Origin of the sequence: Flavobacterium sp. LPB0248, assembly GCF_013388355.1 — a bacterium.
GTDB lineage: Bacteria > Bacteroidota > Bacteroidia > Flavobacteriales > Flavobacteriaceae > Flavobacterium.
This window is the reverse complement of the sequence record NZ_CP058246.1, coordinates 505,846-527,864: the sequence shown is the minus strand read 5'-3', so window position 1 is coordinate 527,864 and position 22,019 is coordinate 505,846. Positions and strand designations below refer to the sequence as shown.

Sequence of the window (22,019 nt, the reverse complement as noted above, 5' to 3'; positions counted from 1 at the left end):
GAACAATGCCCATATATTTTTACGTTCCTACGGAACGTAAAAACGGAATGAAATTATTATTTTCTACCGATGAAATGTTCCTACGGAACAAAAATATATAAAGAAAAAGTGGCTGTCTCGAAATCGAAACAACCACTTTTTTTCGGATAGAAATAAAGACAATCAAGGGGAAAAACTCCGTCCCTTTGAACCTTTGCTTCTTTGTACCTTAAAAAAAACTTATTCTAACACCAATTGTCCTAAAGCTTCTTTAGTAAAACCTTTCAACTCATCAGTTTTTCCTGCTTTGATTTTAGCCACCCAATTTGGATCTGATAAAAGAGGTCTTCCAACGGCAACCAAATCAAAATCACCTCTGTCGAAGCGTCTGTTTAATTCCTCTAAAGAAGTTGGCTGAGAGCTTTCTCCAGCAAATGCACCAAAGAAATCGCCAGAAAGACCAACAGAACCTACGGTAATAGTAGGAGCGCCAGTTACTTTTTTAGCCCATCCTGCGAAGTTCAGATCAGAATCTTCAAATTCAGGTTCCCAGAAACGACGTTGTGAAGCATGAATAATATCAACACCAGCATCAACAAGAGGAGTAAGCCAAGCCTCTAATTCCTGTGGATTCTTAGCCAATTTATAATTATAATCAGAAGGTTTAAATTGAGAGAATCGCATGATAATAGCAAAGTCGTTTCCAACTTGTTTTCTCACTTCTTTAATCACTTCAATTGCAAAACGATTACGTTCTGGTAATGTTTTTCCACCATAGATATCTTCACGTAAGTTAGTTTCAGCTCTAAAGAACTGATCGATTAAATAACCGTGTGCGCCGTGAATTTCTACAGTATCAAAACCTAATCTTTTAGCATCAGCAGCAGCTTTACCAAAAGCTAGAATGGTATCTTCAATATCTTTTTCAGACATGGCAACACCATTTCTAAAATCAGGACGATTTAATCCAGACGGACCTTCAAAGGGAACAGGAGGAACCCATCCAGAATGATGATTGTCCATAATTCCCATATGCCAAATCTGCGGACCCATTTTCCCGCCAGCAGCATGAACTCCATCAATCACTTTTTTCCATCCATTTAGAGCTAAATCGCCATAAAAATGAGGAACATTAGCATCATTAGAAGATGATTTTCTGTCAATAACAGTTCCCTCAGACAGAATTAATCCAACTTCGCCTTCAGCTCTTTTTTGGTAATAAGCTGCGACTTCATCAGTTGGAACTCCGTTAGGAGAAAAAGAGCGCGTCATTGGCGCCATTACGATTCGGTTTTTCAGATTTAACGACTTTAAGTTAAATTCAGAAAAGAGGTTGTTTGTACTCATAGTAATTTTACAAATTAGATTGAATTAATTTACTAAGTGCTTCAAAGGCACCTTCGTTACGTTTATAATAAGTCCATTGTCCAACACGTTTAGCTTCAATAAAACCAGCACGCTGTAAAATAGACAGGTATTCGGATACGGTTGATTGTGTCAAACCAGCTTTGGCTTGAATCTGCCCAACACAAACTCCATGCTCAAATCCTGCATGTTCTAGTTGGCCAGGAAAGTTAATTTCAGGCTCTTTTAGCCATTCCAACATCTGTAGTCGGGACTTATTAGATAATGCTTTAAAAATTTCTATCGTTTCCATAGCGCAAATATATCGACTTTTCCCGATATATGGATTTAGAGAAAAATATTTAGGATAATTTTATGATTGGAGAGGGAGTGATGAAGCAAAAATGATGGAAGATTTAACAAAGAAAAATTATATTTGCTTTTCAGTTAATGACGCAAACAATTTTGCGGCATTTTTGTCATTCTGAGGAACGAAGAATCGCATTCGAAACTCTGTAAAGATTGGAAATTTCACATGGGGAATATCTAGTGTGATTCTTCGTTCCTCAGAATGACAAATCAAATTGATAAAAGCTCCAAAACAAACAAAACTTAATCTATTATGAAAAAAACTGTACTTATTTTAGCATTCTTATGCAGTGTAATCACGAGTTCTAAAGCTCAAGTTGTAGGTGTAGATGTTGGTGATATTGCTCCAGAAATTGATCTTCCGGATACAAAAGGAGAAAAAGTAGCGCTTTCTTCTTTGCGAGGTTCTTTGGTTTTAGTGGACTTCTGGGCTTCTTGGTGCGGACCTTGCATTAAAGAACAGCCTTTATTAATAAAATTGCACAATGCTTATCCAGACAAATTATCTATTTACGGAGTTTCGATGGATACCAAAAAGCCTTTGTGGACAGGAGCAATTGCAAAAGCGAAATTGCCTTGGACAAATGTTAGTGATTTAAAATACTGGCAGTCTCCAGTTGTGGGAGATTATATGTTGCAATCGGTTCCTTTGAACTTTTTGGTAGATAAAAACGGAATTATTTTAGCAAAAAACATTCATGGAAAGGCTCTTGAAGATATGGTAAAAAGTATTTTGGAATAACTTTTCTCAGCTTTTGTATTGATTGGCTTTTATGCTTTTCAATCAGATTAATAATAATTAAATAATAATAAGATTATGATTCAAAAAACACTTTTAGCATTATTGGTTTTGATTTCATTTAAATCCAATTCGCAGACACTTGAAACAGTTTCAAAAATGAAATCTGATTATCAGAAATGTTTGGATAAAGGAAATAATATGAGTGGTTGTTCTATTATGTATTACAACCAATCGGACAGTTTGTTAAATGTAGTTTATAAAAATCTTAAGGAGAGGATAAGTTCAAAAGAACAGTCCAAATTGAAAAAAGAACAATTAGAATGGCTTAAAAAACGCGATTTATACTTTGAAAAGGTTTATGCTGACACCAAGAGAGAAGGAAATTTCAAAGAAGGAACTAGAGACTTTGAGATGGTAGTTTTTGATGAAAAAGCCAATTTTGTTTTTGGAAGAGTAAAAGAACTGATTAAGAGAAATTAGATTTTTTAGTTTTTTATTCAAAGATAAAAAAAAGCCCAATTGATTTCAATTGGGCTTTTCTAATTAGTTTTTTGTTTCTAAGACTCTTTAATAACTTTCTTTACACCTCCAAAACTCGTTTTCAGCATTTCTCTAATCTGAAATTGCGTTTTGTTTCCTGATGCACTTTTCCAATCTTTAAGATCAAAAATATGAATTTGATCTGCATAAGGATTAGTTAAGAATGAAATTCTCGAAATGGTATATTTATAATATTTCAGTTCATGAGAAACATGTCGATTTGGAACTACAATAAGTATGTTTTCCCAATTCAAGAAGTCTCTCGGAACATCTTTTCGTTCTAACAATCCTAAAGATTCAAAAAAAGCCACAATCTTTTGATCATTAAGCTTATTAATCTTATGATCTAGGTTTTTAAAAGTTGTCTGGAGTCTATTTTCATTAATAATAGTACTCATAATGGTAATTGCTTTTTATGATTTTCAATATAAAATTACATTAAAAGAAAATCAATTTTGAATCTGAAGCCATTAGATTCATTCTAAATTTTAGATCACCTTCTGGAAGTATTTGTATGAAAGAGTTATCAGACTTTGATAAAATACTATTAATCTTTCTTCTTTAAAAGCTTTATTTTTATCGCTATCTGATTTCACTAACAACCAACCTTATGAAAACCACTTTTAGCTTAAGCACAATTGCTTACTTTTTATTCGCATTTTCAATTCATATTGCCGCGCAGAACAAATCAGGAAGAGAATTGATTTTGATTGATAAAGACTGGCGGTTTTCATTCGGGCATTTATATGATACAAAGAAAGACTTTGGTCATGCCGAAGGTTATTTCTCTTATCTAACTAAAACCGGATTTGCTGACGGACCAGCGGCTTCTGGATTTGATGACCGCGCTTGGAGAAAATTAGATTTACCACACGATTGGGCAGTCGAACAGCCTTTTAGCGAAAGCGCAAGTTTTAGTCACGGATTTAAAGCAGCGGGAAAAAATTTCCCAGAAAAAAGTATTGGTTGGTACAGAAAAAAAATAACGATTCCGAATGAAGATTTAGGAAGAACAATTTCTTTAAAATTTGATGGTGTTTTCAGAAACTCAAAAGTGTTTTTTAACGGATTTTACTTAGGAACAGAGGAAAGCGGTTACAATGGTTTTGAGTATGATGTAACGGCTTACGTAAACTATGGAGGTGAAAATACAATCGTAGTCCGCGTTGATGCTTCGATGGAAGAAGGCTGGTTTTATGAAGGAGCAGGGATTTATAGACATGTGTATTTGCAGAAAACCAATCCGCTTCGTGTGGCACAGAACGGAACTTATGTAACTTCAGAAATTGAAAATAATAATGCTGTCATTACTGCAGAAGTAAAATTGGAAAACAAAGGACATTTTAAAGGAAATGTTGAAATAAACCAGACTATTTTAGATGCTTTAGGAAATCAGGTTGCTACAAATTCGGAAAATGTTACAGCTCCAGAATTTTATAAAACAAATCGGTATTCATCAAAACTAAATGTCAAAAATCCGCTTTTGTGGGATGTTGAGAATCCAAATTTGTATAAACTGATTACCGAAATTAAAAGTGAAGGGAGAACAATCGACAAATATGAAACTTCATTTGGAATTAGAACGATAAAATTTGATGCTGAAAATGGTTTTTTCCTTAACGGAAAAGCATTAAAGCTAAAAGGAACCAATAATCATCAGGATCATGCTGGAATTGGAACAGCGCTTCCAGATGAAATACAATATTATAGAATTAAAAAGCTGAAAGAAATGGGTTCCAACGCCTATAGATGCTCACATCATCCGCCAACACCCGACTTATTGGATGCCTGCGATAAATTAGGAATGTTGGTTATTGATGAAACGCGTTTAATGGGAATAAACGATTACCATTTGAATGATTTGCAGCGAATGATGGAGCGTGACCGAAATCACCCGAGTATTTTCTGCTGGTCTGTTGGAAATGAAGAATGGCAGATTGAGGGCGGAATTATTGGTGAAAGAATTACCAATGTAATGCAGGATTTTTCTAAAAGTATTGACCCAACAAGACCTGTTACCGTAGGAATCAGCAGCGGATTTAAAAGCGGAATTTCTTCAGTTGTAGAAATTATGGGCTATAATTATCTCGGAAATGGAGATATCGATGCGCATCGAAATCAGTTCAAAAATCAGCCGGGAATTGGAACCGAAGAAGGTTCAACTTTTGCCACACGCGGTATTTATTTTACCGATGATGCCAAACACTACCAAAGTGCTTACGATAAAAAACCTCGTCCGACTTTTTATAGTATCGAAGAAGGTTGGAAATTCTATGCCGAAAGACCTTATTTGGCAGGAATGTTTATTTGGACAGGTTTTGATTATCGAGGCGAACCAACTCCTTATGGCTGGCCTTCTGTAACTTCGTATTTCGGAATGATGGATGTTTGCGGTTTCCCGAAAGACAATGTTTTCTATTTAAAATCGTGGTGGGGAAAAGAACCTGTTTTACACCTATTGCCGCATTGGAATTGGACCGGAATGGAGGGTGCAGCAATTGATGTTTGGGCCTATTCGAATTGCGATGAGGTGGAGCTTTTTCTCAACAAAAAGAGTTTAGGAAAAAAGAAAATGGAGCAAAATGGTCATTTGGAGTGGAAAGTAAATTACACGCCAGGGACGCTAGAAGCAATTGGTTATAAAAACGGTAAAAAGATATTGACAGATGTTCAGAAAACAACTGGAAAATCAGAAAACATCAAATTGTCTTTAGATAAAGAAAATGTTTTAAAAGGAAAGGTTTCGGTTGTAACGGTAGAAACCACAGATAAAAATGACTTGCATGTTCCGACAGCCAATGACGAAATTACATTTTCTATCAAAGGCGGTAAAATTTTAGGAGTAGGAAACGGTGATCCAACTTCGTTAGAAAGCGATCAGTTTATTGATGACATCGTCTTGGTTGCTATAAATAATTTTAAGGAACAAAAAGAAACAAGTGCATCTTTGCCTCAGCAATTATCAGATTATTCAGAGAGTGAATGGAAAGAAGCTTTTAAAGACCGTGATTATAAAAAACAAGCGCCGTCTTATATTTATAAAGGAGAATTTGATTTGAAAAGCAATTCAGGTTCTTCGATTGTTAGTTTCTTCTACAAAAAAATAGGAGTTGAAACCGTCGTTTTCGTAAACGGAAAAAAGATCGAACCAAGCGCTGAAGATGCTCAGAAATATATTTTTGATACAGCCATTTTAAAACAAGGAAAAAACACTATTCATATTGCAGCAACTCCACTACAAAAGGTAAAAGATTGGGATGTTATGAACACCGATCCAGGAATTATTCAGGTACTAACACCTGCAGAGCCTTGGAAAAGAAAGCTTTTTAATGGTTATGCTCAAATTATTATTCAGAAAGATGAAAATGCGAAGGAAGTTGTTTTATCTGCTTCCGCGAAAGGTTTAAAGAATGGTGTGATTGTGGTGAAGTAGTTTTTAGTCTCATTTTTGTCATTTCGACCGAAGGGAGAAATCACACTCGTTTATCTACAAAGATTGGCGAATTAGTTTGTCGAGTTTCTAGTGTGATTTCTCCCTTCGGTCGAAATGACAAACATTACAACGAAACATTGCGTAATTCTTTGTGCTACTTGCGGTAAAAAAACGAACAAAAAATTAACAAAAGAATAATGTTTGATTTTCATAACTTTGCAAAATGAATAATCAAACAGAAACTCAGAGTTGCGATTTTACTTCAGATTTAAAAATGAAGGGATTTAAAGTGTATCCTATAAATGGAGATTTTAGTAAAGTTCCCGTTTACAGCCGAAGAGACTTTTATAAAATCTGCATCAACACCAGTAAAAGCATCATACAATATGCCGACCGCGGAATAGAAACCGACGGGACGATTCTGTTTTTCGGCAATCCGATTATTCCTTATTCTTGGGAAACGATTTCTGAGAAGTTTGAAGGTTATGCTTGTGTTTTTACCGAAGAATTTTTTAAAACAAAAGACCGTTCAGAAACCCTTCAGGAATCGCCTTTGTTTAAAATAGGAGGAACACCAATCTTTACTTTAACACCTGAACAAAAAGCATTTATAGATTCATTGTTTCAAAAAATGATTGAAGAATACGAAACCGATTATGCATTCAAAGACGATTTGATGCGCAGTTACGTCAATTTGATTATTCATGAATCGATGAAAATGCAACCTTCGGAAAGTTTCTTTAAACATAAAAATGCTTCATCGAGAATTACTTCTTTGTTTTTAGAATTACTAGAAAGACAATTCCCAATAGAAACCAAAGATCAGCCCTTGGCTCTAAAAACACCTCAAGATTACGCGCAAAGTCTTTCTGTGCACGTGAATCACTTAAATCGTTCTGTAAAAGAAGTTACAGGAAAACCTACTACAGCACACATTACCGAAAGAGTCATTAACGAAGCAAAAGCTTTACTGCAGCATACAGACTGGAGTATTTCGGATATTGGTTACTCGCTTGGTTTTGAATATCCAAGTTATTTCAATAATTATTTTAAAAGACTTACAGGAACAGTTCCGAAATCACTTCGAGTGTAAATTGTTTCAATTTCTTAATTTTTTGTTTGAATTTTGTTATTTCGGCATTGTAGTATTGCACTACATTTGCCCTGAAATAAACAACGAATCTTTGTATCAGTTTTTTTAATGACTAAATAACACTTCACAAAAGCGATGCTCCGCTTTGCATTTAGTTTTAAATTTTGATAGTAGAAAAAATATAAAATTTTTAAAGTATTAATTAAAATCAACAATCTCCTTCTATAAGAGATTCGATGTGCTGATTATTTCATTCAAATAAGCTTATAAGAATTTTTAAAATTAATTATTAACCTAAAAAAATCGAAATTATGTCGACACAATTCACTGCCGTAACCGAAGAAGGTAAAATTCCAAATACTTATATGACAGGCGAAGTGTCATATAAGAAGCAGACAAGCGAAATTCATCCTGAAAACACCGTTATTAAAGATGTTTCTTTTGAGCCTGGTGCAAGAAGCAATTGGCGTATCAATGCGAGTCTGCAATTGATTATTGTAACCGATGGAGCGGGCTATTACCAAGAAAGAGGCGGACAAATTAATCTTATCGAAAAAGGAAAAGTAATCACGGTTTTACCTGGAATAGAGCATTGGTATGGAGCAACACCAAAAACGAAATATTCTCATATTACTATTGTTACAGAAGTAGACAAAGGTCATGGAACTTGGCTGGATAGCGTTACCGATGAAGAATATTATTCTTTTTAAAGAGGCTAAGGTTCTAAGATTCTAAGTTTTTTTACACAGATTTTATTGATTTATAACAGATTTTATTTTTTGATTAGGTTAAAATAATCGAAATTTATATAACTATTTGTAAATCAATGCAAATCAGTCGAATCTTTACGCCAATTTCGCAACAGTTTTAAACCTGAAACCTGAAACCTGAAACCTGAAACAAAAAACAATTAACAACAAACTATAAAAAATTATGGAAACAAAAGACATTAAAGCCTTTGGTACAGAAGCTGCCGAAGCACCATTAAAAACTTTAGATATTAAAAGAAGAGCTGTACAGGCGCATGATGTTGAAATAGAAATTTTGTATTGCGGAATCTGCCACTCAGATTTGCATTCGGCTAGAAACGAATGGCACGGCACTATTTATCCGATTGTTCCGGGACATGAGATTGTAGGTCGTGTAACAAAAGTAGGAGATCATGTAAAAGGTTTTAAAGTTGGCGATTTGGCGGGAGTTGGCTGTATGGTCGATTCTTGCAGAGAATGTGAGCAATGTAAAGAAGGATTAGAGCAATATTGTGATCCGGGAAGTATCTTAACATTCAATTCTCCTGATAAACATTTAGGCGGACAAACTTTTGGAGGGTATTCTCAAAGTATTGTAGTCGATGAAGATTTTGTACTTCATATTTCAGATAAATTAGAACTTTCTGCTGTTGCGCCATTATTATGCGCGGGAATCACAACATATTCTCCGTTAAGACACTGGAAAGTTGGTCCTGGTCAAACAGTTGGAATTGTTGGCATTGGAGGTTTAGGGCATATGGGAATCAAATTAGCAAAAGCTATGGGAGCTCATGTGGTGGTTCTAACCACTTCTTTATCTAAAGTAGAAGATGCAAAACGTTTGGGTGCCGATGAGGTTATTTTGTCTACAGATCCAGAGCAAATGGCAAAACACGCCAAAAGCATGAATTTTATCTTAGACTGCGTTTCTGCTGAACACAACATCGATTCTTACCTAAATTTATTAAAAGTCGACGGAACTTTAACTTTAGTTGGAGCGCCAATGGATCCGCTTCCTGTAACTTCTTTCAGTCTTATTTTAGGAAGAAGAAGCTTCGCTGGTTCTGCCATTGGAGGAATCGCAGAAACTCAAGAAATGCTTGATTTCTGTGCCGAACACAATATCACAGCAGACGTAGAAGTAATTGGTGTTAATGATGTAAACGACGCCTACGAAAGATTATTAAAAGGAGATATTAAGTACCGTTTTGTAATTGATATGGCTTCGCTTAAATAAGGTTCAAAGTGGCAAAGGTTTAGAGTAGCAAAGGTTTCTAATCTTTGTGCTGAAAACAAAAATGCTGCATTAAGGAAAAAAGAAGCAAAGGTTCAAAGAGACAAAAGGTTTCCAATCTTTGTATTAAATAAAGGTTTAGAGCAATAAAAAAAGAAAGGGAGGTAGTTTTTAATCTTAGTTTCTAAAAAAGAAATCTATTAAGGAAAGGATTGAAGGTGCAGAGAAAAAAACTTTGTACCTATGTCCCTCTGAACCTTTGCACCTAAAAAAGAAAAAATCATGCAAACAAGAAAACTAGGAAATAGCGGTTTAGAAGTCTCAGCATTGGGACTCGGCTGCATGGGAATGAGTTTTGGATACGGTCCAGCTCATGATAAAAATGAAATGATAAGTCTGCTTCGTTCTGCTTATGAAAAAGGAATTACTTTTTTTGATACGGCTGAATGTTACGGACCATTTTTGAACGAAGAACTTTTAGGAGAGGCTTTAGCGCCTTTTCGCGATAAAGTAGTAATTGCAACAAAATTCGGCTTTTTGGAAGGCGATTCTAAAAAAGGATTAGACAGCCGTCCAGAATGGATTAGAAAAAGCATAGAAGGTTCGTTAAAAAGATTAAATACCGATGTAATCGATTTGTATTATCAGCATCGTGTTGATCCGAATGTGCCTATGGAAGATGTTGCTGGAACCATAAAAGATTTAATTCAGGAAGGAAAAGTAAAACATTTTGGACTTTCAGAAGCTGGCGTAGAAAGTATTCGCCGTGCGCATGCTGTTCAACCTGTTACCGCACTACAAAGCGAATATTCGCTGTGGTGGAGAACTCCAGAAGAAGAAATTCTACCTGTTTTAGAAGAATTAGGAATTGGTTTTGTGCCTTTTAGTCCGTTGGGAAGAGGTTTTTTAACTGCAAAAATTGATGCAAACACACAATTTGACAGCACCGATTTTAGAAATACATTGCCTCGTTTTGCTCCTGAAGCCAGAAAAGCAAATCAAGCGTTTGTAGATCTATTAGGAAAAATGGCTGCCGATAGAGGAGCTACAAATGCACAAATTGCACTTGCGTGGATTTTAGCTCAAAAACCTTGGATTGCACCAATTCCAGGAACTACAAAATTACATCGTTTAGAAGAAAACCTTGGCGCATTAAACTTAGTGCTTTCTGCTAGCGACCTTTCAGAAATTAACGATGCCGCATCAAAAATAACAATAGAAGGTTCCAGATATCCAGAGCATTTACAGAAAATAGCTGGAAAGTAAATTTTAAAAAGGTTCAAAGTTGCAAAGATGCAAAGGTTTAAAGGCAAAAATCTTTGCGCCTTTTCAGCTTTATACCTCTATAACTTAAAAAAGAAAAACCCTCAAGCAATTCAACTCTTGAGGGTTTTGTAATATATACGAAGACTTAAAATGTAAAGAATTTTTCTTTTAAAAGAAACCTTTGAACCTTTGCATCTTTGAGCCTTTGCATCTAAAAAAATAATCAATTATTTTTTTACTTTTTGTCTAGGTTTTGTTTCAGCAATTTAGCGTGTTCCAAATGCGCTGTTAAACCTACAATATTGTTAGAAGCCCAAGTTCTCACTTCTTGATCATTAGCATCTTTTGCGGCCTTATCTAGTTTTTTTATCGCTTTTTCGTGACCATCAATCATCATATCGGCGAATTTTTTATCAAAATCAACACCCGATTTTTCGTTTAATTTATTGTATTCTTCTTGTCCTTCCTCAGTTAGAGAAGTTGGAAGAGTAAAGTTTTTCGCTTTTGCTAAAGCACTTACTTCAGAAGCCGATTTAGTGTGCTCATCAACAAGCATTTTACCAAATTTTTTCACTTCAGGATTTGTACTTTTTGTTTGTGCCAGTTTACCGATTTCGATTTCAGCCAAATTAATTTCAGCTTGATCTACCAAAAATTCAGAATCATCTTCTTTGCTGCCTATAGAATCAAATTTTGCTTCGTTTGCGTCTTCTGCAACTTCTTTTGGATCTTCCTGTTTGGTTTCGTTTTTACAAGATTGAAGGAATATAATAATAAGTCCTGCTCCTAAAATGGCTTTTCCGGCTAATAATAACTTTTTCATGATTTTAATAGTTTAAATGTTATAATGTAAAATTATGGAGTAGTTACAGGAATGTCTTACAGGATTTTGAGAGATTGTTATAGGATTAAGATGTAGTTATTAGCTATTTAATTTTGTTTGGTATTTTAAATAAGCATAAGTTTGTTATTTTAAGAAAAATATTACTTTTAAAAATGAATATTCAATCAGAGTTTAGAAATGCATTGTTTGTAAGAATACTAATGGGTGTTGTTCTTTTTGTAACATCATTATTTTATGTTGTATATAATTTACTGATAATCTTCAATCCAAATCCATTATTGATTGTTACATGTTTGGTTCTTTTATTTACTATTTATTGTATTCCTGATTTGTTTGAAATATTTACATTGACGATTAAAGATGATGGAATTGAAATAAGAACGCTTATTACTGGTCGTAAAAAGTTTATTGCTTATGATAGTATTAAAAATATTAAGAGAGGAAAAGTTAGATTTCGAACTAAAACAGGAGCCATATCAGATGGATATTATTATAGTACATTGATATTTAAAGATAATACAAGTATAATAATCTCTCCAGATCATTTTAAAAATTATCAGACTTTGATGAGTTATATTTATGAGAAATTTTAAGTTTAAGAAATCAATAAGAGAGCCTAATCCTAATTCCAAAAAGAATTGGGATTTTTTTTTGACTACTAACATTTCACAAATCACATTTCACACAAAAATCATTTTACATTTCCTCTTACACAATTCCCATCCTAAAAATATGAAATATCGAGCCAAAATTCTATAACAGATTCGCTTAACATTTTAAGGAACTTTGACTTATCAGATTTTTAGAATTTAACCCCTTAAAATTTAAAGTCATGCCAGATCCAAGAATTAAAAATGAAAAGCAGTATGAAGCGTTGGTAAAAAAAGGATACAGCAAAGAAAAATCGGCTCGAATTGCCAATACCCCAGACGCAGGTAAAAAAGGCGGAAAAGCGAAACCGTATGAAGAATGGACTAAAGAAGAACTTCTAAAGCAAGCTATGAAAGTAGGCATAAAAGGAAGATCTTATATGAACAAAAGAGGTTTAATTGATTCTCTAAGAAATAACTAAAATTATAAATAAGTTTTAATGTGATAAAATTTTAAATACCATGAATGCTGCAGCTAGAAAAGAAATCTTAATGAATCAGCTGATTAAAGCTCCACATTTGGTCATCGAAAAACTGGATTTGGAATATATCAACGATCATCAATTGACAATTGTACGCTGCCGCGAAGGTGAGAATTTCGTTTATAAAAAGAACGGAAGAAACCTTAAAAATAAAAATGAAATTAAACGCATTAATAGCTTAGTACTTCCGCCGGCTTGGGAAAATGTTAGAATTACAGATGTAACAAACGGACATTTGCAAGCAGTAGGAACCGATGTTAAAAACAGAAAACAATACCGTTATCATCCGAGATGGAATTTGATACGAAACCAAACCAAGTTTTACAAAATTGCTTCGTTTGGTGCCAAGCTTCCTTTAATTAGAAAGCAGGTTGATATTGATTTAGAAAAGAAAGAATGGTCAAAAGAGAAAGTAATTGCTTTGGTGATTCGGTTAATGGAAGAGACGCACATTCGAATTGGAAATGAGAAATACGCCAAAGACAATAAATCGTATGGACTTTCGACTTTAAGAAAGCGCCATATTAATATCAATAAGAATTCGCTTCGATTTGAATTTATTGGAAAAAAGGGAGTACAGCATACCATTACGACCCGAAATAAACAATTGATCAAACTGGTAAGCCGCTGCGAAGAAATTCCAGGTTGGGAAGTTTTTAAATATTACGATAAAAATGGCGAAAAGAAAGTGCTCGACAGCCATATGGTCAACGAGTATCTGCATACTATTTCGGGAGAAGATTTTAGTGCAAAAGATTTTAGAACTTGGGCAGCTTCGATTATTTTTTTTGAAAGTCTAATGGAGCTCGGAATTGCAGATGACGAAAAAGAAAGCAAACAGAACATTATAACTGCTTTCGATTTAACCGCCGAAGCACTTGGAAATACAAGAAAAGTATGCAAAGATTATTACGTTCATCCGCTTTTAATTTCGACTTATGAAGACGGCTCGATTCAGAAATATTTTGATATAGCCAAGAAAAGCCGAAGTACAAAAAAGTATTTTACAAAATCAGAAATAGCATTTTCAGAATTGATTCAGAATTATCAGATCAATTTAGAAACGCCTTGTCAATAAAAGAGTTACTGCATCTCTTAAAAAGCTTAAAAGTTTGAATTACAAACAAAATCATTATTAACTAAAAAACTATTATTATGTTACGTTGGACAGTCACTTTTATTATTCTAGCCATAGTGGCGGGAATATTTGGTTTCGGTGGAATTGCCGCTGGAGCCGCTAGTATAGCTAAAATTTTATTCTTTATATTTTTAGTTCTTTTCGTTATTTCTTTAATAAGCGGAAGATCAACAAGAGTATAAAAGAAGTATCAGTAAATACAAACAAATCAAAACGGCACATCTCATTTCGAAGATGTGTCGTTTGTGGTTTCATTAAAAAAAGCAAATCATGGGAACAAAAAGCGGTGCTTATCAGGATGTTTATATTAAAAGAGAAGATGAAATGGTGAGCCTTAAAAATGATGTGACAGATTTTTGTGAAAAGTATATAAAACCTGTTCATCCTAAAGATTGGGATTGGTCGGTGCGTGATTTTGAAAATCCTAAAAACGATCCCACAACTGCAGAAGCGCGAGCTATTGCAAATGTGGTTTTTAAGGATTTAAATGATAAAAAACACACCGATGTTGATCTTTCTACAATGAATAACGTTCATGCAATAAAAGCCTACCTGGATCCGAAAAGCAAACATGAAGCTTTTAATATGGAAGAATTTGCTTTTGCATTAAAAGTTGAATTGGAGCACGGAAGGGTAAAAGATGTAAATGTTACCAATAACCATCCGTTTTTGACGGCTATGATTGCGCTTGCACACATGACTGAAAGTCTAACATATTATAAAAGATTGAAAGTGATGGAAGCCGAAGGGGAAATTTATGAAATTGTCAGAAAAATAGAATCAGCATCAGTTGGCAAGGAAAAATGGTATAAAGAATTAGGGAAAGCAGAACAGGAGCTTAACGAGGCCAAAGCCGGATTAGCCGAGCGTTTGGCACGTATGGACGATATTCCAGTATTGAAAATTATTGGAGATTAGTGTTAAATTTTAAACTCAAAAAAACCGTCTTGTTATTCAACGAGACGGTTTTTTATCCTTTTAAATAAGAAATTAGAATTTGCGAGGATCATTTTCGGGATATCTTTCATCATCCTTATCTTCCTGAACATCATCTTCAATATAATCGGTGTCGTCGTCCTCGTCAATATCTTCCTCTATGTACTCGTCTTCGTCGTCTTCATCATCATCGTCTTCATCAAGATCTTCCAAGACGTCTTCAGTTTCATTAAAATCATATTCTTCTTCGGTTAAATCTGAAGGATTATCAAATTCGTCGTTTTCTTCGAAATCATCTTCTAATTCGACTTCATAAATATCATCGTTATTATCTTCTAAATCTCTGTCCTTATGAAAATCATCATTTAAATCATCCAAATCATCATCGGCAAAATCTTCCTGATCTGGATTAGGTCGATTCGGATTGTAGCCATTTCTTACCGTATATCCTCGCTCTGCAATTTCACGATTATCGGTATCCGGTTTTCTAATATCGTTTTTAAGATCTTCTGCCAAATTTCGGTCATCTGAGAAATGTTCTCTAAAATCTTTATTTGTGCCGTTGTTTTTATCTATAGTACTCATGGTCGCTGTTTTTATGATTATATATACAAAGCTAGCATGAAGCTGACAGAATATATTATAAAATTATAAAGTGTAATTCTATAATTAACAGATGTTTAGAATAGAATTTTAACTTGTAATCATATAACCAGTCTGATTGTGCAGGCAGTAATTTTACCAGCATATTAATCATAAAAACTATTACCATGAAAACTACAGATAATAAAAATGCAAAAGAAACTACGCCGAGAGGAGTTACCAAGCCGAAGTCGAATGCTGCTTCAGGATTAACAGAATTATTTGAAGACGGATTAAAAGATATTTATTGGGCAGAAAAAGCACTGACCAAAGCTTTGCCTGTAATGGTAAAAAATGCTTCTTCTGTTGAATTGAAGGATGCGATTGACAATCATTTAACCGAAACGGAAGAACAGATTATTCGTTTGGAAGAAATTTTTAAAATTATTGGTAAAAAAGCAACAGCAAAAAAATGCGATGCAATGGAAGGTTTAATTGAAGAAGCCAAAGGAATGCTCGAGGAAACCGAACTTGGAGTAGTGCGAGATGCAGCAATTATTGCAGCAAGTCAGAAAATTGAGCATTATGAAATTGCTACTTATGGTACTTTAAGACAATTTGCAGAAACGCTCGGTCTGCCAGAAGCGGCAACTTTATTAGAACAAACGCTCGACGAAGAAAAAGGAGCCGATAAAACCCTTACAGAAGTCGCTGTAAACGCAGTAAATCTTGAAGCTGCCGAAATTGAGTAGCAGATTAAGAAATGAAATAAAAGTGCAGTTCTAAATCTGCACTTTTTTAGTTAAATAAAAAATACAGTATATGCCCGAAGGTCCGTCTATAGTAATCTTAAAAGAAGAAGTGCAGCAATTTGCCAGACAGAAAATAATTTCTGTATCTGGAAATGCCCATATTGATATTTCTCGCCTGAAGGATAAAACCGTTCTTGCTTTTAAAACCTGGGGAAAACATTTTTTAATCTGTTTTGATTCCTTTACAGTGAAAATTCACATGTTAATGTTCGGAACGTATCGAATTAATGAACGTAAAGATTCAAAACCGAGATTGAGTTTAGTTTTTGAGAATGGAGAGATCAATTTCTACACCTGCTCAGTTAAAATTTTAGAAGGCGATGTCAATTCACATTACGATTGGAGTGTCGATGTAATGAATGAAAATTGGAATCCGAAAAAGGCAAAAGCTAGTGTCGACAAAATGGAAAATAAAATGATTTGCGATGTAATTCTAGATCAGGAAATTTTTTCTGGAGTGGGTAATATCATTAAAAATGAAGTTTTGTACCGCTGTTATGTACATCCTGAATCGATTGTAGAGAAAATTCCGTCTCATGTTATTAGTGAGCTTATTGCAGAATGTTCTACTTATAGTTTTGAATTTTTGTATTGGAAAAAGAAATTCGAACTGAAACAACATTGGGAAGCTTATACCAAAAGTATTTGTTTGCGATGTAATCTTCCGTTTCAAAGAAAACAGACGGGAGAGCGAAAACGCAGAAGTTTTTTCTGCACCAATTGTCAACAACTATACAAATGAAAAATCAAGTAATAATAGGATGTTCAAGCTTTTACAACAGTTTCTGGAAAAATATTTTTTATCCTCAAAACCTGCCTTCAAAGCAATGGTTTGAGTTTTATTGTCATCATTTTGATACTTACGAATTTAACGGCAGTTTTTATAAATTTCCGACAGTAAGAATTTTTCAAAATTGGTACAATAAAACGCCTGAATCTTTTTTGTTTTCTGTAAAAGTGCCCAAAGAAATTACACATATTAAAAAACTGCAAGAATGTGAAACGCTATTGAATGACTTTTATGAAGTCTGTAAAGTAGGTATGAAGGAAAAACTTGCAGTAGTTTTATTTCAATTTCCTCCGAGTTATATTTTTAGTCGAGAAAAATTAGAAACTATAATCAATAGCCTAGATTATAATTTTAAAAATGTAGTCGAATTTCGTCATGAAAGCTGGTGGAATGACGAGGTGTGGAATGTTTTCAAAGAAAATAATATTACATTTTGCAGTGTGAGCCATCCCAATCTTCCTCAAACTATTTTTAAAGATTTTCCGCTTTTCTATATGCGATTTCACGGAGTTCCAAAATTGTTTTATTCCAGTTATTCTACTGAAGAATTGACTAAAATAAACCGTGAAATTCATTCCAAAAAAGGTTTTATTTATTTTAATAACACAGCAAGCGAAGCAGGAATTTTGAATGCTTTAGAGTTGAAAAGAATGAATGGTTAGAGTCTTTCTTGCTTTTTTAACCGCAAAGTTCGCAAAGTTTTTTATTTTGAAGGCTTAATGCAAACGTAAAAAAGTTCGCAAAGCTGTTCTTAGTATATGTAGATTTAAACAGATTCAAAATCAATTTAATCTTTTATCCCGATAACTATTGGGAGTGGCAAAAAAAATTAACCGCAAAGAGCGCAAAGGTTTACGCAAGACAAGCAAAAGAAAAAATCTTAGCGAACTTAGCGTAAATCTTTGCGCTCTTTGCGGTTAAAACCTTTTCGGTTAAACAGAAAACTACAATTTCAAGCTTCCTTCAATTCCATCATCCATTGTTTTTCCTGTTACAAAAGCAGCGGTCATTTTTGCAATTGCAACCATTTTTCCATTTTTGTTGTTCCAATAATATCCATCTTCAGGAACTACTTTAATCACACTCAAATTTGGATCATCGACACCGCCAGGCATCCAGATTTTCACAGTAGGATTCCATAATTTTTCGATAGTTTCCCTATCGTATGAAATGCTTGCGGTTCCGTGAAGTGTTAGAAATTTATCATGCGGTTCAGAAAAGAAGATTTCAACCATTGGGTTTAATGTAATTTCTGCATTCTGACTGCTGTTTCGGTCAGATAAAAACCATAAGTTTCCCAAATCGTCAATTTTCTGAACAGACATTGGTCGCGACTGTAGTCTATATTCATTGTATGTACAAAACATACAAGTTTTAATATGCTCAGCAAGATCTTTTATCTTATCAACAGCAAATTCATCTGTAAGGTCTTTATGATCGCCCATAACGTTATTTTTTTAAGTTTTTTCATATTTAATTATTTGACTTACAATAAGATATTGTCTGAAAAATACCGAAAGTAAAGTTGGTGCTTTTTGTACTTTTTTGGTTTATATAATTAAACTTATAAATTATGAGATTTCTATTTGTTTTGTAACAAACTCGGGCGGTTCTGCCTTTTGTTACATAAAATTGCACTATATTTGGAAAAATAAACTTCTAAGCCGAAAATACCATGACAGATTTTACCATATTCTATACCGATGATGACGAAGATGATTTGTGTATTTTTGCTGATGCTGTAGAATCTATACCTCAGAATATCAATTTGCAAACTTATTCAGGAAGTCAAAATTTTCTGAATGCTCTTTCAGATTCATCTGTTGTTCCGTCTGTTATTTTCTTGGATTTAAATATGCCAGGAAAAAATGGTTTTGATGTTTTGGAAGAACTTAGAAAATCTGATGATAAAAAAGACATTCCCGTTGTGATTTATTCAACATCGAGCGAACCTGGAAATATTGAGAGATGTCTTAATCTTGGAGCCAACTGCTTTATTACCAAACCAGTTTTAATGAGCGATATTATAAAGGCAATAGAACACGCAATGCAAATTGACTGGTCTAAATTTATCCCGAACCGATCTAATTTTGTATTTAAATATTAATATCTGATAAATCGGGAATATAAATATTAAAAACCGAGCCTTTACCTTTTTCACTCGAAACTGTAATTACGCCTTTGTGGTTTTCTACGATTTTTTTAACTATTGCAAGACCGATTCCTGTTCCTTTGTATTCGCTTTCGGTGTTTAGGCGCTGGAAAACTTCAAAGATTTTTTCTTTATAAATCAATTCAAAACCAATTCCGTTATCTGAAACTTGGAGATGATGGTACATTTTGTCTTTAAATTCAGCATTTGGAACCGATTTTCCATCAACTTTTGTAACCGCTATTTTTACTTTTGGAGGAACACCCGGACGCGAGAATTTTAAGGCGTTTTCTACTAGATTATGAAGCAGCTGTCTAAACTGAAATTGTATAAGAGTAGCTTCTCCTAAATCGTGATATTCAACTACAGCATTTTTTTCTTCAATTCGATCCGAAAAATCACTGATTATGTCGTCGGCAATTTCGTCTATTTTAACCGTTGTAAAAACACGATCGGCAGAATTGGCGCGGGAATAGGTTAGTAAATCCTGTATTAGATTTTGCATTTTCTTTGCCGAAAACTCAATTCTTGCTAAATAGGTTTTGGCATTCGCCGAAATATTCTGCTCATCTAAGTCAGATAATCGGCTTGCAAAAGTCTGTATTTTTCGTAATGGTTCTTGAAGGTCATGGCTAGAAATATAAGCAAATGATTGCAGTTCAATATTCATATTGACAAGGTCTCTATTGGTAAGTTCCAGCTGTGTGGTACGTTCAATAATCTGTTCTTCCAATTTGTTGGTAAAGTTCTTTTGTTCTTCTATATCGGTGCTGGTTCCAACCCACATTTGCACCTTTCCAGATTCGTCCAATTGTGCAACAGCGCGGCTCAGCTGCCATCTGTATTCTCCATCATATCGTCTAAAACGATGTACAAAAAGAAATTCGTGACCGCTTTTAACAGATTCCATCCAAAGCTTTACATTTTCTTCTCTATCATCTGGATGCACGACCTGAAGCCATCCATTTTTGTCAATTTCTTCCTTTGTAAATCCAGAATAGGTAAAGAAAGTTTCATTAAAATAATTCAGATTACCTAAAGTGTCACTTGTCCAGATTAATTGAGGGATAGAGTCGGCAAGGAGCCTGAATTTTTTCTCACTTTTTGCTAAAACTTGCTGACCTTCTTTTTCGGTTGTAACATCCATAACAGTTCCCACCATTTTTGAAGGTTCATTATTTTCATCAAAAAAGATTTTGCCATGCACTTTAATCCAAGCTATAGAATTATCTAGCTTAAAAACACGGGCTTCATATTTGTAAATACTCGTTTGTAAAGCCTTTTCAAACGCATCTGCAACAATATGTTCATCTTCAGGAATAACACGGCTTCGAATGTCTTGATGTACTATTTTCGTATTTTTGTCAAATCCGAAAATGTCAAGGATATTATCGCTGTAGATTAATTTTTTGTTCTTTAAATTCAAATCCCACATTGCAATTTCGCCAATTTCGGCAGCTTGTCTAGCTCTTTCTTCGGCAGTTTCAATTTTTTTACGGGCTTTGACTTTAGCAGTTACATCATAAACGGTACACATAATACCAGAGGCCGTTCCATTCTTTTCATAAAGTGTTGTATATTCATAATCAAGGTAGAATTTTTTTAGTTTTCCGTTGATATCAACATAAGCAACGCCTTCATTTTCTTGGATTGTTTTTCCATTAATCAGAACTTCAAGCAATAATTCAGGATATTTTTGATTTTTCAATTCAGGAAATACTTCTAGTAGCGGTATGCCAATACAGTCTTTTTCTTCTTTTTGCCAGATATTATGCATCATGGCTTTATTGGCCATTTCGATTACAAAATCTTTTCCCCTAAATATCGCCATAGCAATAGGAGAGTCCATTACAATTTCTCTAAACGCTTTTTCGCTTTCAGTCAAAAGATGTCTTGCTTTTACTTCTTCGGTTACTTCGTAAGACACAACGGTGACACCTTCGATAACCCCGTTTTCATCTTTTAGCGGATAAAAAACGAGATTAAAGTAGCCCAATTCTTCTTTGTTATAACGATTTAAAGTCACCGGAAGTTCATCAGTAAAATAGGCAGTTCCAGTTTCGAAAACATTTTTCAGCAACGGGAAAACCTTTTCTTTTGCCTCAGGAACCGAATCAAAAATAGGTTTGTCAAGAATATCTTTTTCCTCTTTGTCAATAATATGAAGATAGGTTGAGTTGACCATTTCCGCAATAAGATCTGGACCTTTTAAGATGCAGATTCCAAGAGGAAGCTGTTTTACCGTATTTCTAAATCGCTTTTCACTTTCTTCTAATTTTTTTCGAGTCAGTACTTGCTCTGTTGTTTCATTACAGATAACCAAAACACCAGTCGTTTTTCCATTTTCATCATTTACCGGACTGTAGCTGAAAGTCCAGTAAACATCTTCCATCTTACCATTTCTATAAATAGGCAATAATTGATCTTCATGCCAGGTTGCTTCTCCTTTCGTGAGCACTTGATCTATCAACGGTTCAATAAAGTCCCAGATTTCAGGCCAGTAATCAGCGCCTTTTTCACCAAGAATCGATGGATGTTTGCCATTATTGCCCAAACTCGGGCGATAAGCATCATTATAAAAACAAATATGGTCTGGTCCCCAAAACAAAAACATGGGAAATTTGGAGTTTAAAAGAATTCCCAGAGTAGTGCGAAGACTTTGTGGCCAAGATTCTACTGGCCCTACTGCCGTTTTGCTCCAATCTTTGGCACGGGTAAGTTCACCCATTTCTCCTCCGTTGGCCAGAAAATCATAGTTTTTAATCATTAATATTTTGTATTTTATTTAATTTCTAATGGGCTTATTATCAGACTTTATTGCATGTTCCGAATTAAGCTCTGTTAAAATTAATAAAAAATAAAATCTCTTTTAAAGCCCTTTTTT

Annotated in this window: 23 protein-coding genes; 16 read left to right on the top strand and 7 right to left on the bottom strand. The window is 34.2% G+C overall.

Features of this window, described 5'->3' with window-relative positions:
- Positions 1-219: 219 nt before the first annotated feature.
- Positions 220-1,326: an NADH:flavin oxidoreductase gene (locus LPB248_RS01985; protein ID WP_177209935.1), complete on the bottom strand. Its 1,107-nt coding sequence runs from the start codon at positions 1,324-1,326 to the stop codon at positions 220-222.
- A 7-nt stretch (positions 1,327-1,333) separates the two neighbouring features.
- A complete protein-coding gene (locus LPB248_RS01980) occupies positions 1,334-1,636 on the bottom strand; it encodes an ArsR/SmtB family transcription factor (RefSeq protein WP_091496855.1) in 303 nt (100 codons plus the stop codon).
- A 309-nt stretch (positions 1,637-1,945) separates the two neighbouring features.
- Between LPB248_RS01980 and LPB248_RS01975 the strand changes: the two genes are divergently transcribed.
- Together LPB248_RS01975 and LPB248_RS01970 are read left to right on the top strand one after the other, a co-directional pair.
- Positions 1,946-2,434 (top strand): TlpA family protein disulfide reductase, encoded by a 489-nt coding sequence (locus LPB248_RS01975; RefSeq protein WP_177209934.1) that lies wholly within the window; start codon positions 1,946-1,948, stop codon positions 2,432-2,434.
- 75 nt (positions 2,435-2,509) lie between these two features.
- Complete coding sequence (locus LPB248_RS01970; protein ID WP_177209933.1) at positions 2,510-2,914, top strand: lysozyme inhibitor LprI family protein; 405 nt, start codon at positions 2,510-2,512, stop codon at positions 2,912-2,914.
- Positions 2,915-2,991: 77 nt separating this feature from the next.
- Here LPB248_RS01970 and LPB248_RS01965 read toward each other — a convergent pair whose 3' ends face one another.
- Positions 2,992-3,372, bottom strand: coding sequence for a hypothetical protein (locus LPB248_RS01965; RefSeq protein ID WP_177209932.1), 381 nt, complete (start codon positions 3,370-3,372; stop codon positions 2,992-2,994).
- A gap of 212 nt (positions 3,373-3,584) precedes the next feature.
- Between LPB248_RS01965 and galA the strand changes: the two genes are divergently transcribed.
- The 5 genes from galA (at position 3,585) to LPB248_RS01940 (ending at position 10,749) form a co-directional block, all read left to right on the top strand.
- On the top strand, positions 3,585-6,407 hold the full coding sequence (galA, locus tag LPB248_RS01960; RefSeq protein ID WP_177209931.1) for a beta-galactosidase GalA: 2,823 nt from the start codon (positions 3,585-3,587) through the stop codon (positions 6,405-6,407).
- Positions 6,408-6,630: 223 nt separating this feature from the next.
- Positions 6,631-7,500 (top strand): helix-turn-helix domain-containing protein, encoded by an 870-nt coding sequence (locus tag LPB248_RS01955; protein ID WP_177209930.1) that lies wholly within the window; start codon positions 6,631-6,633, stop codon positions 7,498-7,500.
- A 311-nt stretch (positions 7,501-7,811) separates the two neighbouring features.
- Positions 7,812-8,210 carry a cupin domain-containing protein gene (locus tag LPB248_RS01950; protein WP_177209929.1) on the top strand — a complete coding sequence of 133 codons (399 nt, stop codon included), beginning with the start codon at positions 7,812-7,814 and terminating at the stop codon, positions 8,208-8,210.
- A 223-nt stretch (positions 8,211-8,433) separates the two neighbouring features.
- Entirely contained in the window at positions 8,434-9,486 is a 1,053-nt protein-coding gene (locus tag LPB248_RS01945) for an NAD(P)-dependent alcohol dehydrogenase (RefSeq protein ID WP_177209928.1), read from the top strand.
- A gap of 279 nt (positions 9,487-9,765) precedes the next feature.
- Positions 9,766-10,749, top strand: a complete 984-nt coding sequence (locus tag LPB248_RS01940) for an aldo/keto reductase (protein WP_177209927.1) — start codon at positions 9,766-9,768, stop codon at positions 10,747-10,749.
- Positions 10,750-10,984: 235 nt separating this feature from the next.
- On the opposite strand, the gene LPB248_RS01935 is transcribed toward LPB248_RS01940, so the two are convergent.
- Positions 10,985-11,572: a DUF4142 domain-containing protein gene (locus tag LPB248_RS01935; protein WP_177209926.1), complete on the bottom strand. Its 588-nt coding sequence runs from the start codon at positions 11,570-11,572 to the stop codon at positions 10,985-10,987.
- Positions 11,573-11,745: 173 nt separating this feature from the next.
- Here LPB248_RS01935 and LPB248_RS01930 point away from each other — a divergent pair, with 173 nt between their 5' ends.
- From LPB248_RS01930 to LPB248_RS01910, 5 genes are all read left to right on the top strand, one after another.
- Positions 11,746-12,186 (top strand): hypothetical protein, encoded by a 441-nt coding sequence (locus tag LPB248_RS01930; protein WP_177209925.1) that lies wholly within the window; start codon positions 11,746-11,748, stop codon positions 12,184-12,186.
- Positions 12,187-12,425: 239 nt separating this feature from the next.
- Positions 12,426-12,665, top strand: a complete 240-nt coding sequence (locus LPB248_RS01925) for a Rho termination factor (protein WP_177209924.1) — start codon at positions 12,426-12,428, stop codon at positions 12,663-12,665.
- Positions 12,666-12,705: 40 nt separating this feature from the next.
- Entirely contained in the window at positions 12,706-13,803 is a 1,098-nt protein-coding gene (locus LPB248_RS01920) for a DNA topoisomerase IB (protein ID WP_177209923.1), read from the top strand.
- A 77-nt stretch (positions 13,804-13,880) separates the two neighbouring features.
- Positions 13,881-14,045, top strand: coding sequence for a DUF1328 domain-containing protein (locus LPB248_RS01915; RefSeq protein WP_008463190.1), 165 nt, complete (start codon positions 13,881-13,883; stop codon positions 14,043-14,045).
- 88 nt (positions 14,046-14,133) lie between these two features.
- Positions 14,134-14,781 carry a DUF5661 family protein gene (locus LPB248_RS01910; RefSeq protein ID WP_177209922.1) on the top strand — a complete coding sequence of 216 codons (648 nt, stop codon included), beginning with the start codon at positions 14,134-14,136 and terminating at the stop codon, positions 14,779-14,781.
- A gap of 72 nt (positions 14,782-14,853) precedes the next feature.
- Here LPB248_RS01910 and LPB248_RS01905 read toward each other — a convergent pair whose 3' ends face one another.
- Positions 14,854-15,384 carry a hypothetical protein gene (locus tag LPB248_RS01905; protein ID WP_177209921.1) on the bottom strand — a complete coding sequence of 177 codons (531 nt, stop codon included), beginning with the start codon at positions 15,382-15,384 and terminating at the stop codon, positions 14,854-14,856.
- 185 nt (positions 15,385-15,569) lie between these two features.
- Between LPB248_RS01905 and LPB248_RS01900 the strand changes: the two genes are divergently transcribed.
- The 3 genes from LPB248_RS01900 (at position 15,570) to LPB248_RS01890 (ending at position 17,645) form a co-directional block, all read left to right on the top strand.
- The gene (locus LPB248_RS01900) at positions 15,570-16,133 is read left to right on the top strand and encodes a ferritin-like domain-containing protein (RefSeq protein WP_177209920.1); all 564 of its coding nucleotides are present in this window, start codon (positions 15,570-15,572) and stop codon (positions 16,131-16,133) included.
- Positions 16,134-16,203: 70 nt separating this feature from the next.
- Positions 16,204-16,935 (top strand): DNA-formamidopyrimidine glycosylase family protein, encoded by a 732-nt coding sequence (locus LPB248_RS01895; protein ID WP_177209919.1) that lies wholly within the window; start codon positions 16,204-16,206, stop codon positions 16,933-16,935.
- The gene (locus LPB248_RS01890) at positions 16,932-17,645 is read left to right on the top strand and encodes a DUF72 domain-containing protein (RefSeq protein ID WP_177209918.1); all 714 of its coding nucleotides are present in this window, start codon (positions 16,932-16,934) and stop codon (positions 17,643-17,645) included. Before LPB248_RS01895 ends, LPB248_RS01890 begins: the two co-directional genes overlap by 4 nt.
- Before the next feature lie 282 nt (positions 17,646-17,927).
- Here the strand turns inward: LPB248_RS01890 and LPB248_RS01885 are convergent, their stop codons facing one another.
- A complete protein-coding gene (locus tag LPB248_RS01885; RefSeq protein ID WP_177209917.1) occupies positions 17,928-18,428 on the bottom strand; it encodes a pyridoxamine 5'-phosphate oxidase family protein in 501 nt (166 codons plus the stop codon).
- 230 nt (positions 18,429-18,658) lie between these two features.
- On the opposite strand from LPB248_RS01885, the gene LPB248_RS01880 reads away from it, so the two are divergent.
- Positions 18,659-19,090 (top strand): response regulator, encoded by a 432-nt coding sequence (locus LPB248_RS01880; RefSeq protein WP_177209916.1) that lies wholly within the window; start codon positions 18,659-18,661, stop codon positions 19,088-19,090.
- Here the strand turns inward: LPB248_RS01880 and LPB248_RS01875 are convergent.
- Complete coding sequence (locus LPB248_RS01875; RefSeq protein WP_177209915.1) at positions 19,080-21,902, bottom strand: PAS domain-containing protein; 2,823 nt, start codon at positions 21,900-21,902, stop codon at positions 19,080-19,082. The two genes, LPB248_RS01880 and LPB248_RS01875, sit on opposite strands and share 11 nt — an antisense overlap.
- Positions 21,903-22,019 lie beyond the last annotated feature (117 nt).